The sequence below is a fragment of the Kitasatospora sp. CMC57 genome, from assembly GCF_045866025.2.
Taxonomy (GTDB): domain Bacteria; phylum Actinomycetota; class Actinomycetes; order Streptomycetales; family Streptomycetaceae; genus Kitasatospora.
Map to the genome: position 1 here is coordinate 1507558 of NZ_AP035881.2, position 12971 is coordinate 1520528.

Here is a 12971-nt window from a genome sequence, read left to right on the forward strand (position 1 = left end):
GCTGATGGATGATCCCGACGATCGTGCTGCTGTTCGCCGTGGAAATCAAGACCGCCGGCAGCCTGTCCCTGCTGGTGTCGCTGCCGACCATGCTGGTGGCCTTCGCCCGCTACAGCCGTGACGGCAGCTTCGCCATCCTCGGCGCCAACCTGCGGTTCACGGCCGTCATGGTCGGCGGCTCGATCGCCGGGGCGGCGCTGGGCGGGCTCCTGCTCGGCGTCTTCCCTGATCGGGTCCTCATCCCCGTGCTGGCCGTGATCCTGCTCGCCTCCGCACTCAAACTTGCCCGGCACGCCTGAGCCCGGGCCCCCGCTCCACCCCCTTCGGTCCCAATGGGCAGAAGCCCGAATCGGCTGATGCCGCGATCCGTCCGCCTGGTCAGGCCGGTGGCCGTCCGCGATCATGCCCCAGGCGAGTGAGCCCGCGACAACCCTGAAGCTATGAGGTGGGTTCAGGCCGAGGGGCGGCGTACATGGGCGGTGTCTCCGCCGAGTGCTGTGTACAGGCCGGTCCATCGCTGGTCGACGGCGGTGGGTGGCTTTCCGTCGCAGTAGGCCTTGGTGCCGTTGGCGGTGTAGAAGCGCATCATCTCCAGAACTGCCGTCGGATCAGCTTCTTGGCCGCCGCTGTATCGGGTGCCGGGCTGCTGGGCCTGGTGCTGGAGGCAGGTGGGTGAGGGGCTGGCGTTCTGTGGGTCGAACCGTCCCTGCTCGTCTGCGGAGCAGGCGGTCAGCAAGGGCAGGGTCGCCAGGACGGTGCCCAGCATGTGAATGGTTCGAGGGTTCATGGAGGTCTCCGGGGCTGGTGGGTCTACAGGGCGGTGGGAAGGCTTCGCAGGACGAGGCCGATGCCGACCGTGAGGACGAGCAGGGCCGTCAGCAGCCCGCTGTAGGGCGCGATCCGGCGAAGCCGGCTGAGCGCGGGTCCGCCTGAGGCGGTGGAGATCCGGTCCCCCACGCGCACCAGCAGCAGACCGACGGTGGTGAGGGTGGCGGCCATGCCCAGTCCGTAGGCGACGACGAGTGTGGCTCCGAACAGGGTGCGTCCAAGGGCCACCGCGCCGAGCAGGACGATGAGTGCGGACGGGCTGGGGACGAGTCCGCCGGCGATGCCGAGCCCGATCAGGTTGCCGCGCTTCGGGCCGGTCCCGTGGTCGTGATGGTGGTGAGTGCCGAACAAGCCGTGCCGGTGGCCGACATCGTGCGGATGCTCGTGCCGGTGCGGGTCCCCGTGCTGGTGCTCGTGGTCGTGATGGTGCGGGTCCCCGTGCTGGTGCGGGTCCCCGTGGTGGTGGCCGTGTTCCGAGGGATGCGCGTGTGAATGTGCGTGGGGTTGCTGCTGCGGCTGGTGGTGGGGTTCGCCTGCGTCGTGCGGCTGCGAGTGCCGAGGGTCGTGTGCGGGGCTGGGGCTGGGGTGGTACTCATGGAGCGGGGGCTCGATGTGCTGGGTGGGTGATCCGGCATGCGCGAGTTCCTGGGGGGACCTGAAGTCCTGTGCCGGGACGGAGGCGATCGGACTGTCCAGCTGGTGAGCGGTGGTCGGGGTGCGGCGGCCGCGAAGTGCCTCGCGGAGCAGACCCGCACCGACGAGGGCGACGAGGGCGCCGCTGACAACGCCCAGGCGGCCCAGGAGTGCGTCCCCTGCCAGTGAGGAGAAGGCGGTCAGGCTCAGGCCGATGACGAGGACACCTGCGGTGTGCGTGATGGTGACGGTCGCTCCGACGGTGAGCGCGTCGCGCATCCGGCCGCGTCGTCCGGCCAGGTAGGCCGCCATGACGGTCTTCCCGTGGCCCGGCAGCAGGGCATGTCCGGCGCCGAGGACGATCGACAGGAGTACGGCGAGCAGGCCCAGGGGGAGGGTCAGACGGTGGGCGGTGCCGAGCTCGGCCAGGCGCCTGTCGAGCGAGGCGAGCCAGGCTGAGGGGCCGCTCCCATCGGCAGCCGCCCGTACCGCACCGGCCGGTGCCGTACGGGCGGTTGCGGGCAGCGCGGTGAACCGGGCCCGGGTGACGCCCTTCGGACTGTCGAGCAAGTCCTTCGGGTAGTCGCGCAGTTCAGAGGAGGCGGACGACTCGGGAACGTCGGATCGCTCGAGTCTTGTCATCTCGCCACGCGCGGTGATCTCGTTCCAGCCCACGCGCGCCGGATCCGCACCGGTCTGGATTTCGACCGCCGTTCCCGACGAGGCGATCCGCAGTGGCGTCGACAGCCGGCACTCCAGGCGGCTGGTCCGCAGCCCGGCGGTGCCGTCCTCGTAGCGAAACGATGCCGAGAGCACCTCCCACGCGGGACTCCGGAGAGCCTGGTCGACCGTCAGGCGCAGGCGGGAGGTGACGTGCTCGCAGCCCTCGGCTGCCCAGGCGGCCCGCTCCGCATCGTTCACGGTCCCGTCGCCGTCGCGGTCCACCCGGGTCTGCTCCTGCAGGGTGGGGATCTCGGCGGAGTCGGTGACCGCCGTTGCTGTGATGTGGTCTTGATGAACCGTCAGCCCGAGGTAGTGGTTGACGGAGAAGTTCCCCAGGGGATGTGCCACGGCAACGGGAGCCGCCACGCCCAGCAGCCAGGCCAGGGCTGACGAGGCAACCGCGGTGCGGAGCAGGGGACGAGGGACGGTCACGCGTTGCCTCCGTGGACAGTGACGGCTGCGGCACGCCAGTGGTCGCGGGAGTCCTGGGCGGCAGTGGCGCTCGGATGCGCCCGGCTACCATCGCGGCTTGCGTGGGCCTGCGCCGCGCGCCATCCCGTGTCGGACCGCGGCTTCACTCGTACGAGGCAGAGCGGCCAGGCCCGCCACCATTGTCAGAGTGCCCGGGATCAAAGGCGTGCGGGGCCCTGACCCGTGAGCGTGACGCCTCGCAGCGCCCCGGCGCGCCCTGTGACGCGCCCCCTTCTTGCGGCCATAGTGCAGTTACAAGTCAGCCGCTCTCACGGACACTCAGCCGGCCGACGAAGGAGCACAGTCATGGGCCCGCCCCCGCAAACCTCCCCCGCACCCGGACAGACCGGTGCCCAGGCCTCTCGCCCCCGCCTGACACGAGCGGAGTGGCGCCGCCTGGCCGGCATGGGCGCCTTCATCCTCGGCCTCCACCTGATCGGCTGGATAACCCTGGTGGCCGCCGTCGCCCCGCAGCACCACACCATCGGCAACCAGAGCTTCGGCATCGGCATCGGCGTCACCGCCTACGCCCTGGGCATGCGCCACGCCTTCGACGCCGACCACATCGCCGCCATCGACAACACCACCCGCAAGCTCATGGACCAGCACCAACGCCCGCTCTCCGTCGGCTTCTGGTTCTCCCTCGGCCACTCCTCCATCGTCTTCGCCCTCGCCCTGCTGCTCTCCCTGGGCGTCAAGACCCTCGCCGGTCCGCTCAGGGACGACGACTCCTCCCTCCACCAGGCCACCGGCCTGATCGGCACGCTCGTCTCCGGCTCGTTCCTCTACCTGATCGCGGCCCTGAACCTGGTCGTCCTGGTCGGCATCTGGAAGGTCCGGCGCCGCATGCGCGAGGGCCACCTCGACGAGCAGGCCCTTGAAGAGCAGCTAGCCAAACGGGGCCTGATGAACCGTGTGCTGGGCCGGGCGACGAGAGCGATCCGCAAGCCCTGGCACATGTACCCGCTGGGCCTGCTGTTCGGCCTCGGGTTCGACACCGCCACCGAAATCGCCCTGCTGGTCCTCGCGGGCACCGGCGCGGCCTCCGGTCTGCCCTGGTACGCGATCCTGTGCCTGCCGGTGCTGTTCGCCGCCGGAATGTGCCTACTCGACACCATTGACGGCTCCTTCATGAACTTCGCCTACGGGTGGGCGTTCTCCAACCCGGTCCGCAAGATCTACTACAACCTGACCGTTACCAGCCTGTCGGTGGCCGTCGCCCTGGTGATCGGCACCGTCGAACTCCTCGCACTGCTGGCTGACAAGCTCCGTCTCCGGGGCGCGTTCTGGGAATGGGTTGCGGCGCTGGACCTCAACATCGTCGGCTTCGCGATCGTCGGCCTTTTCATCGCGGTCTGGCTGGTGGCTCTGGCCGTGTGGAGACTCGCCCGCATCGAGGACCGCTGGGCACCCAAGGTACCGGCCCAGGCCGCCGGGCCCGCGGCCCCTCACGTCCTCACCGGCGAGGTCTGACGCCCGCCTGCTCGTGCCTGCCGCATGGGTGAGGAACGGTTCTGCCCTCTCGTGCCGGCTTCCCGAAGCGCAACGCGCTGTGGGAGGCCGGCACGAGGCCGTTTGTCGTCCTTTTGCCTACCACCCGGGTGAAGCCCCTGCGCCACGCGGGTGAGAGCACCAGTCCGGAGCCCGTGTGTTCACGAACTCTGCCGGTGAGCGGTTCACAGTGCGCAGTGCAGCTGCCACGCCGAACCCGACCCGCGGCCCTGCCACCACCGGCAGGTGACCGTCCGTCACCGAAGCGGAGAACACATCCATGACCGCATGTCGTCGCACCTCCCGCGTGAGCTCCACCGCTCGCACGGCCGCGATCCTGACCACCATGAGCCTGGCCCTGGCCAGCACCGCCCTCCTGTCCACCGGCTCGGGCGTCTCCAGAGCGTCCAGCCACCGCGAAGCCCCGCTGATCGCCGCCGACCCCCAGGTCGACAACACCGACGTGTACGCCTTCACCAGCCCCGACAAGCCCGACACCGTCACGCTGATCGCCAACTGGCTGCCGTTCCAGGAACCCAACGGCGGGCCGAACTTCTACCCCTGGGCCGACGGCGCGCACTACGACATCAACATCGACTCCCAGGGCACCGGCAAGCCCGACGTCACCTACCGCTGGACCTTCCACACCGAGGACCAGCGCGGCACCAACACCTTCCTCTACAACAACGGGCCGGTGAACAACCTCACCGACCCCACCCTGCTGTTCCACCAGTACTACACGCTCCAGGAACTGCGACCCGACTGCGACCCGGTAACCCTGGTCGAGCACGGCACCGCCGCGCCGTCCGACACGGGCAAGGCATCCATGCCCAACTACGGCCAGCTACGCGACCAGGCGACCGTGCAGCTGCCTGGCGGCGGCCAGACGGTGGCCACCCAGGCCGCCGACCCGTTCTTCCTCGACCTGCGGGTCTTCGACCTCCTCTATGGCGGCAACCTCTCCGAGGTCGGACAGAACACCCTCGCCGGATACAACGTCAACTCCGTTGCCCTGCAGATCCCCAAGAGCAAGCTCGCCTACAAGGGTGACGCGACGCGCAACCCGGTCATCGGCGTGTGGTCGAGCACCGAGAAGCAGACCATGAAGCTCAGCCCCGGCTCCCAGAAGCCGGTCGGCCCCTACGTCCAGGTCTCCCGCCTGGGCAACCCGCTGGTCAACGAGGTCGTCCTGCCCGCCGGCCTGAAGGACGCCTTCAACTCCCTCCCGCCGTCCGAGGACCACAACCAGCCCGCCGTCGTCGCCAAGGTGCTCGACCCGGAGGTCCCCAAGCTCGTCCAGGCCATCTACGGCATCCCCGCGCCCGCCACCCCGCGCACCGACCTGGTCGAGATCTTCCTCACCGGCATCGCCAAGGCCACCAACGGCCCGCTCGCCGTCGACCTCAACTCCCAGCTCATGAACCAGGACATCGACGTTTCCCAGTTCGTGCCCGCCGAGGAGCTGCGCCTGAACATGTCCACCCCGGTGACCCCGAAGCCCGACCGCCTCGGGGTCCTGAACGGCGACTTCCAGGGCTTCCCCAACGGCCGCCGCCTGACCGACGACGTCGTCGACATCGCTCTGCAGGTCGTCGAGGGCGCCACCCCCGGCAACTTCATCCAGGCCCTCGCCGCCGGTGACAAGGTCAACACCACCGACAAGCCGTTCGGCGCCACCTTCCCGTACCTGGCCCTGCCCTACGACAAGGCCGTCAACCAGAAGTAGCCGTAGCCCGGGTGGGGCTCCGGCAGACGTGCGGAGCCCCACCAGCGGAGAGGTCCGGGTGCCGGACCGCGACCAGGAGTCCTGATGCGACGTCTGCCCCTGCTGCTGTCCACCGGCGCTCTCTGCGCGGCCCTCGCCGCGGCCGGCGGCCTGCTCTCCCAGCCCTCAGGACCTCCCCGCGCGGCGGGCGACATGGCAACCCAGCACCGGCTGGCGTCCGACACCGGCGCAGCCGACTCGGGGAGTTCCTCCTCCCTGGGGGCGGCCATCGCGGCGGACCAGCGCCGACTGCGGGAGTTGCCCTCCGACGCCGCCGCGTGGGCCAGGCTCGGGGCCCGCTACGTCGAGCAGGCCCGCCTCACCGCCGACCCGTCCTACTACCCCAAGGCCGACGAAGCCCTGCACCGCGCCCTGGACCTCACCCCTGAGGGCAGCACCGAAACCCTCACCGGACTCGGCGCACTGGCCAACGCACGCCACCGCTTCGCCGAGGCAAAGGACTTCGCCCAGCGAGCGATCACCGCTCAACCGCTGCACTGGCAGGCCTACGCCGTACTCGCCGACGCGCTCACACAGCTCGGCGAGGACTCCGCCGCCACGAAGGCCGTCCAGCAACTCCTCGACCACCGGCCCGGAACGGCCGCCTTCACCCGCGCCGCCTACGAGTTCGAACAGCACGGCCGAACCAACGACGCCCGCGCCGCTCTCGAGCGCGCACTGGCAGACGCCTACAGCCCGGCCGACCGCGCGTTCTGCCTCCACCAGATCGCCGAACTCGACCTCAACTCCGGCCACACCCACCAAGCCCTGACCGGCTACCAGCGTGCCCTGGACGCCGACCCCGACTACACGCCCGCACTCGCCGGCCAAGCCCGCGCCGAGGCAGCCCTCGGCAACACCGCCACCGCTGTCCGCGACTACACCACCGCCATCGGGCGCGTCCCGCTTCCGCAGTACCTCCTCGAACTCGGCGAACTCCACGAGGCCCTCGGCCACCCCCAACAAGCCAAGGAACAGTACGCCCTGCTCGACGCCGAACACCGCCTCGCCGCAGCCAACGGCGTCAGCGACGACCTGACACTCGCCCAGTTCCAGACCGACCACGGCGACCCCGCCCAAGCAGTGACCCTCCTGCGTGCCGAATGGCAACAGCGCCACCACCCCGTCGTCGCAGACGCCCTCGGCTGGGCCCTCCACCGCACCGGCCAGGACCAGGAAGCCCTCACCTACGCCGACCTGGCCCTCAGTCACGGCTGGCGCAACGCCCTCTTCCTCTACCACCGCGGGGAGATCGAACGCGCCCTCGGTCAGACCGGGCAAGCCCGAGACGACCTTGCCGCCGCCCTCGCCACGGACCCGCACTTCTCACTCATCCACGCCCCACTCGCCAAAGCCTCACTCAACTCGCTTACGTAGCCGTCGACTCGGGAGACAAGTACGGTCCTGCGGCAGGACCGGGACCGGACCGGCCGCGTTGCCGACTGCTCGAAAACAGCGGACTCGACACACCCTCGGCCTGCCGCGGCCCGATCGGCGCCCATGGCCGCCCGGCAACGACCCGGCGGCCGCTGGTCGGCGGGGTCCACCGACTACGGCGCGCGGGCCGGGCGGGGATCCGGGACCGGTTGACGGTAGAGCGCGATCCCGGCCTGGATGAACGCCGTGTACGCGTCGATATCGTTCGGATCGGAACTCCACAGCGCCTTCGCCCGGCGCCACGCCAGCTGCAGCTCAACCATGTGCCCCTGGGCGTCGTCCAGGCGTTCATCGGTCACGGCCCCATCGTAGGCCGTACACAGAACGACGCTGACCTGCAGACTCCTCCAGGCGGGTTCGGCGCCCACAGGCCATGGACCGTATGGGTGATCCGCGAAGTCTGCAGCCGTCCGCGGCACGGCGGCCTCCGAAGGAAAGCTGTACGCACCGCCCGCTCCAACGCGCGCAGTTGGGCACGCCAGGCAGCCATCACGTGCCTCCGCTGCCTGGGCCGGACTGCAATGCACGTGACGTCCGGTGCGACAGCCGAACAGAGCAACCCCGAGGATGCCACCCCTGGCGAGCACCGTGGTTGTGGTTGCGGTGACCTGCCCAAAGAGCCTCTGCTGTGGTGACTGGGAACACGAGGCCGCCCGGCGACCACCTCGGGGCCGATGAACCGAGGAGACCCAAAAGTGGGACGGATCAAGAAGAAGCGCCCTGAACGTGACACACGCTGCGGCCCCGGTGCCCCGGTGACGGTCCCGCCGCCACCCGTGCCCGCGATGGAACAGGTCCTCCGCGCCTGGGACCGGGCGGTCGCCGCCGGACTGATGGACGACGGCACACCGACGAAATACCACTGAGGCTTCGCCATCTTCGAACGTGCTGGTCAGTGGGGCTGGTGTGGCGGGCTGTAGGGGTGCTCGTGCTGGTGGTGAGCGGGAGTCTGGCGTGTAGATCGTCTGGCGGGGAGGTCTTTGCTGATTCCGCCCTGTCGCTGTCCGTGTGACTCCTACGCTCCGGCTCATGATGGATCCCGATGTGCTGAGGAAGATCGTCGTGCGCCGAGCTGAGCTGAACGAGTTGGAGGAACAACTGGTCAAGCAGCTCGATCAGGTCCGGGCCGAGCAGGAGGAACTCGCAGTCGCCGAGCGGGTGATCGCGCGGATGGCCGAGCAGTTCGCCACTGCGGACGCGGCTGCGGCCGTGCCGGCTCAAGCGCAAGTCGCGGGCCGTGCGGTGCTGCTGATTCCGCATCGCGGGCCCGGCATGGACCAGGACGCGCTGCCGCCGGACTACCAGCGGATCATGGCCGTGGTGCGGGACGCGGGCGGGCCGGTGTCGACCAGGCAGGTCGGCCAGGAGCTGGGCCTGGAGGTGATGGTGCGGGGCAAACTGGAGCCGTTGCGGGGGAAGCTGTCCAAGCTCGCCGGGCGCGGATGGCTGCGCAAGTTGCCCGACGGCAGGTTCACCACACGTCTGTGACCGGCCAGGCCGTGGACAATGGGGCGTAACTCCAGGACCCCCGGCGGTCGTTGAGTTTGTGTGACGAAAAACAACAAGCCCGCCGAGGGCGTCTCCCTTGTCTACCAGTGCCACCTGAATCTGTCCACGAGCACCATCACCCACCTCGCCGACCTGCTGCGATCGCACCTGAAGACGATTCACTCGCCGTTTCGGTCGCTGCCGCCGGGCCGCATCGCGGTGCTCGTGCTGGCGATGCTGCGACACGACCAGCGCCTGCTGGACCTGGCCCACGGCAACGCGGTCCCCGAGTCCACCCTGCGGCGCTGGCGCGACGAGATGCTCGACCTGCTCGCCGCCCGCGCCCCACGCCTGGACCGGGCACTTCGCCAGATAGCCGCGCGGGGCGGGGAGGTCGTGCTCATCGACGGCACCCTGATCCCCACCCAGCGCCGCACCGGGAAGGCGAACCGCCCCAACTACTCCGGCAAGCACCACCGCCACGGCCTGCACTTCCTGGCCCTGACCGACGATCGGGGCAAGCTGGTCTGGATCTCCGCCGCCCGCCCGGGCCGCACCCACGACGCCACCGCCGCCCGCCGCGACAAGATCGTCGAGCACCTCAGGGCAGCGGGCCTCGGTGCGCTCGCCGACCTCGGCTTCATCGGCGTCGACAAGCCCAAGGACCCCGACGACCAGGCCATCGTCACCGGCTACAAGGCCACCCGGGCCCGCAAGCTCACCGCCGGCCACAGCAGGCCAACCAGATCCTGGCCTCCGCCCGCGCCCCGGTCGAACACGCCTTCGCGAACCTGAAAGCCTGGCGGATCCTCACCAAGCTCCGCACCGACCCAGCCCGCGCCACCGCCCTCCTGCGCGCCCTTCTCGTCCTGACCAACCTCGAAGTCAACCGCTGACCGCGCCCTGACAGATGATCAAGACCCCAGACTCTCGCCCACCACCAGCACGAGCACCCCTACAGCCCGCCACACCAGCCCCACTGACCAGCACGTTCGAAGATGGCGAAGCCTCAATGTCCTTGGTCTCCGCATAGTGATCCATGGCCGAGGGCTCGACTTGGCATGCGGTGTCCGCTGCGGGCACGTCCGAACTCCGGTGGTTCGGGAAGGCCTTGATAGGCGCTCCGAACCACCGGAGCTCTGGTGCGTGTGCGGCGGCCGGCCGACAGTTCCGGCCTGCGGGCCTACGTGATCACGCGATCCCTGCTACGGAAGTGCCGCGGGAGTCGTCGGCCGGACACCATGGGTGACGGGTTCGTCATCCCGGGTCACTACCAGCTGTACACCTGGAAGGACCAGAGGGAGTACCCGTAGCCGGTGCCACGCTGGATGCCGTTCATCCGGATGTAGCGGCCGGAGCCGTTGAGGGCGGTGAGGTCCTCGTTGCCGCCGGTTGCGGTGGTGGTGGAGTAGATGGTGGTCCAGGTGGTTCCGTCGTTGGAGGTCTGGATCTGGTAGGCCTTGCCGTAGGCGGCTTCCCAGTTGAGCTTCACCTGCTTGACGGGCTTGGTGGTGCCGAGGTCGACCTGCAGCCACTGCGGGTCGGAGTAGGCGCTGGCCCAGCGGGTGGTGGCGTTGTCGTCGGTGGCGAGAGCGGCGCCCAGGGTGCTGGCCTCGACGGAGGAGGCGGTGGTCGGCCGGCCCTGGGCGGCGTCGGTGCCGGTGACGGTCCAGGTGAAGGACGCGAAGCCCAAGGCGTTGGTGGTGTCGGTGGCGGTGACGGTGACGGTGGCGGTTGTGACGGCGGCGGGGGTGCCGGTGATCTGGCCGGTGGCGGGGTTGATGGCCAGGCCGGCGGGCAGGCCGGTGGCGGCGTAGGTGAGGGTCTGGCCGGTGGCGGAGTCGGTGGCGGCTACCTGGAGGGCGGTGATGGCGGTGCCGGCGGTCGAGGTCTGGTTGGCGGGTGCGGTCACGGTGACGGTGTTGCCGGTGCTGCCGGAGGCCGGGGTGAAGGTCAGGGTCTGGGCGGTGGCGGGGCGGGTGTCGCCGCTGCTGCCGGTGTTGTTCCAGCTGCGCTGGGGGGCGGTGAGGACGGGCTGGGTGTCGTTGGTGAGGCTGAGGGCGAGTTCGCTGTAGCGGTTGACCAGGCGGTAGGCGCCGGTGGGGGTGGAGGCGCCGCTGGTGGCCGGGGCCTGGGTGATGGCCTGGATGGACCACTGCTGGCCGATGGCGGCGGTCGGGGAGGCGAGGGTGGGGGCCGCGCCCCAGGCGCGGCCGGCGTCGCCGGTGCCGACGCCGAGGGCCTGTCCGGTGGAGAGGTTGGTGACGGTGTAGAAGCCGTCGCCGGTGGCGGTGAACTTCCACTGCTGGGTGGTGCTGGTGCTGCTGGTGCCGGTGGTCAGTGTGCTGCCGCTCTGCTGCAGGTAGCTGCCGTTGCCGGCTGCGATCTTGTATGCCTGGGTGGCGCTGACGGGGGCCTGGGGCAGGTCCGCGGCGCTGCGGGGGGTGATGGTGATCTCCCGCGAGCTGGTGCCGCACTCGATCAGGCAGTAGGAGCGGAAGGTCTTGCCGAGGGTGGTGGTGCTGGTCTTGTTGCCGGCGTCGAGCAGCCAGCGGTACCAGGAGGCGTTGTCGGTGCCGGGGACCAGTCCGAGGTCGGTCCACTTCTGGGTGGCGAGGTCATCGGTGGCGTAGATGTGCAGCGGGGTGTAGTTGCCGGTCCGCTGGGCGATGTTGTTCTGCGGGGTGCCGATGTACTTGCCGAGGTAGGCGTTCCAGGCGATGTTCATGACGGTGAGTGGGGAGTCGCCGGGCATGGTGCCGTTGGCGGCCTGGGTGGAGGCGCCGCCGGTGGTGGAGGTCTTGTAGTCCTCGCTGGGTGCGGTGTAGCCGGTGCCGCCGCCGTCGGCGGGGATGACGTTGCTCTCGGCCCCTCCGACGCCGGGGGTCTGCCAGGCGCCGTTGTACCACTTCTTCCAGGAGGAGGCCGCCATCTTGCCCGAGATCGGGGCGCGGGCGACGTGCTGGAGCCAGATCTCGCCGCCGGCGGTGCCGGGCTTGGTCACCACGCGGGTGGCGTAGTAGGCGTAGAAGTAGCCGGAGGCGTGGTCGACGAACAGGCGCTGGTCGCCGTCGCCGTAGTAGTAGGTCTGGTTCGGGAACGCCGCGGTGTCGCCCCTGGTGGTGCTGAAGGGCGAGGTGATGGCGTGGTCTGTGATGGTCCAGGTGCTGCCCTTGTCCTTGGAGACGGCCGTGTCGATCGCGTCGTAGTGCAGGCCGTCGCCGAAGGGTTCGCCGGTGAACTCGTTGTGCACCAGGCCGTACCACCAGCCGGTGTCGGGGTCGACCCAGGTGCCGACGAGGTCGCAGTAGTTGCGCTGGGTGTAGGTGGTGCTTCCGTTCGTGGTGGCCGTCAGGCCGGTGGGGCTGTTGTTGCAGCGCCAGGTGGTGTCGTCGTTGCGGTCCAGGGGGTTGGCCGGGTTGACCGCGTTGCTGATCGGGTTCTTGGTGACGTTGTCGAAGTTGGCGCCGGAGTAGAAGTTCCACTGGCGGGAGGCGCCGGCCTCGTAGAGGGCGTGGGCGGTCTGGTAGTAGAACTTGCCGTTGGCGTCGGTGTAGGGGAAGGAGGGGGCGTCGCCGCCGCCGCCGGAGACGGAGGCGCCCGCGGTGAAGGTGTAGGACGGCTGGGGGGCGGTGGTGGAGCCCCACTTCTGGGTGATCTGCGCGGGGTCGCAGGTCGCCAGGCCGATGCGCGCGTTGTTCACGACGGTGCCCTGGACGGCGAGGCACTTGCCGGACTTGGCGCTGTATATGGTGCCGTCGGGCAGGTACTTGAACCTCTGCTGGGCGCTCGTGGTGCCGCAGTCGTAGAGCTGGGCGAGTGCGCCGGTGGCGTTGGATCCGCCGGTGACGTCCAGGCACTTGGTGACGGCGCCGATGGTGACGGTGAGGCTGCCGTCGTCCTGCCAGGTCCAGTTCTGCGCGGCGGAGCCGTTGCAGGTGTACAGCTGGACGACTGCGCCGTTGGCGGTGCTGAAGTCGGCGTCGTCCAGGCACTTGCCGCCGATGGTGACGGTGCCGGGGGTGCTGGCCGCGACGGCAGCGGGGGTGAGGGTCACGGCCGCGGCTGCGGCCACCGTGAGCGAGAGGGCGGCTGCGAGCCCGGCCCGTCCGGCGGTCATTCTTCGGTACATGGT

General features: G+C 69.8%; 12 protein-coding genes. 8 read left to right on the top strand and 4 right to left on the bottom strand.

Features of this window, described 5'->3' with window-relative positions:
* Positions 1 to 8 precede the first annotated feature (8 nt).
* Positions 9 to 299 carry a TSUP family transporter gene (locus ACKUU6_RS06955; protein ID WP_407987581.1) on the top strand — a complete coding sequence of 97 codons (291 nt, stop codon included), beginning with the start codon at positions 9 to 11 and terminating at the stop codon, positions 297 to 299.
* Between the two features lie 152 nt (positions 300 to 451).
* Here ACKUU6_RS06955 and ACKUU6_RS06960 read toward each other — a convergent pair whose 3' ends face one another.
* Both ACKUU6_RS06960 and ACKUU6_RS06965 read right to left on the bottom strand, forming a co-directional pair.
* Positions 452 to 787 carry a hypothetical protein gene (locus ACKUU6_RS06960; protein WP_407987582.1) on the bottom strand — a complete coding sequence of 112 codons (336 nt, stop codon included), beginning with the start codon at positions 785 to 787 and terminating at the stop codon, positions 452 to 454.
* A 23-nt stretch (positions 788 to 810) separates the two neighbouring features.
* A complete protein-coding gene (locus ACKUU6_RS06965) occupies positions 811 to 2616 on the bottom strand; it encodes a high frequency lysogenization protein HflD (RefSeq protein ID WP_407987583.1) in 1806 nt (601 codons plus the stop codon).
* A 345-nt stretch (positions 2617 to 2961) separates the two neighbouring features.
* Here ACKUU6_RS06965 and ACKUU6_RS06970 point away from each other — a divergent pair, with 345 nt between their 5' ends.
* From ACKUU6_RS06970 to ACKUU6_RS06980, 3 genes are all read left to right on the top strand, one after another.
* Positions 2962 to 4128 carry a HoxN/HupN/NixA family nickel/cobalt transporter gene (locus ACKUU6_RS06970; RefSeq protein WP_407987584.1) on the top strand — a complete coding sequence of 389 codons (1167 nt, stop codon included), beginning with the start codon at positions 2962 to 2964 and terminating at the stop codon, positions 4126 to 4128.
* A gap of 325 nt (positions 4129 to 4453) precedes the next feature.
* Positions 4454 to 5872: a DUF4331 domain-containing protein gene (locus ACKUU6_RS06975; protein WP_407987585.1), complete on the top strand. Its 1419-nt coding sequence runs from the start codon at positions 4454 to 4456 to the stop codon at positions 5870 to 5872.
* 84 nt (positions 5873 to 5956) lie between these two features.
* Entirely contained in the window at positions 5957 to 7288 is a 1332-nt protein-coding gene (locus ACKUU6_RS06980) for a tetratricopeptide repeat protein (RefSeq protein ID WP_407987586.1), read from the top strand.
* 173 nt (positions 7289 to 7461) lie between these two features.
* On the opposite strand, the gene ACKUU6_RS06985 is transcribed toward ACKUU6_RS06980, so the two are convergent.
* The gene (locus ACKUU6_RS06985) at positions 7462 to 7647 is read right to left on the bottom strand and encodes a hypothetical protein (RefSeq protein WP_407987587.1); all 186 of its coding nucleotides are present in this window, start codon (positions 7645 to 7647) and stop codon (positions 7462 to 7464) included.
* Positions 7648 to 8043: 396 nt separating this feature from the next.
* Here ACKUU6_RS06985 and ACKUU6_RS06990 point away from each other — a divergent pair, with 396 nt between their 5' ends.
* The 4 genes from ACKUU6_RS06990 (at position 8044) to ACKUU6_RS07005 (ending at position 9732) form a co-directional block, all read left to right on the top strand.
* Positions 8044 to 8214, top strand: a complete 171-nt coding sequence (locus ACKUU6_RS06990; RefSeq protein ID WP_407987588.1) for a hypothetical protein — start codon at positions 8044 to 8046, stop codon at positions 8212 to 8214.
* Positions 8215 to 8380: 166 nt separating this feature from the next.
* Positions 8381 to 8836, top strand: coding sequence for a hypothetical protein (locus ACKUU6_RS06995; RefSeq protein ID WP_407987589.1), 456 nt, complete (start codon positions 8381 to 8383; stop codon positions 8834 to 8836).
* Between the two features lie 60 nt (positions 8837 to 8896).
* Positions 8897 to 9631, top strand: a complete 735-nt coding sequence (locus ACKUU6_RS07000; RefSeq protein WP_407987590.1) for a transposase family protein — start codon at positions 8897 to 8899, stop codon at positions 9629 to 9631.
* A complete protein-coding gene (locus ACKUU6_RS07005) occupies positions 9586 to 9732 on the top strand; it encodes a hypothetical protein (protein ID WP_407992056.1) in 147 nt (48 codons plus the stop codon). The genes ACKUU6_RS07000 and ACKUU6_RS07005 overlap by 46 nt, the downstream gene beginning before the upstream one ends.
* Positions 9733 to 10106: 374 nt before the next feature.
* On the opposite strand, the gene ACKUU6_RS07010 is transcribed toward ACKUU6_RS07005, so the two are convergent.
* A complete protein-coding gene (locus ACKUU6_RS07010) occupies positions 10107 to 12968 on the bottom strand; it encodes an RICIN domain-containing protein (protein ID WP_407987591.1) in 2862 nt (953 codons plus the stop codon).
* Positions 12969 to 12971: the final 3 nt, after the last annotated feature.

Bases quoted from the DNA above. Each gene is read 5' to 3' on its own strand.
- ACKUU6_RS06955 (WP_407987581.1), top strand. From the start codon at position 9: ATGATCCCGACGATCGTGCTGCTGTTCGCCGTGGAAATCAAGACCGCC.
- ACKUU6_RS06960 (WP_407987582.1), bottom strand. From the start codon at position 787: ATGAACCCTCGAACCATTCACATGCTGGGCACCGTCCTGGCGACCCTG.
- ACKUU6_RS06970 (WP_407987584.1), top strand. From the start codon at position 2,962: ATGGGCCCGCCCCCGCAAACCTCCCCCGCACCCGGACAGACCGGTGCC.
- ACKUU6_RS06980 (WP_407987586.1), top strand. From the start codon at position 5,957: ATGCGACGTCTGCCCCTGCTGCTGTCCACCGGCGCTCTCTGCGCGGCC.
- ACKUU6_RS06995 (WP_407987589.1), top strand. From the start codon at position 8,381: ATGGATCCCGATGTGCTGAGGAAGATCGTCGTGCGCCGAGCTGAGCTG.
- ACKUU6_RS07010 (WP_407987591.1), bottom strand. From the start codon at position 12,968: ATGTACCGAAGAATGACCGCCGGACGGGCCGGGCTCGCAGCCGCCCTC.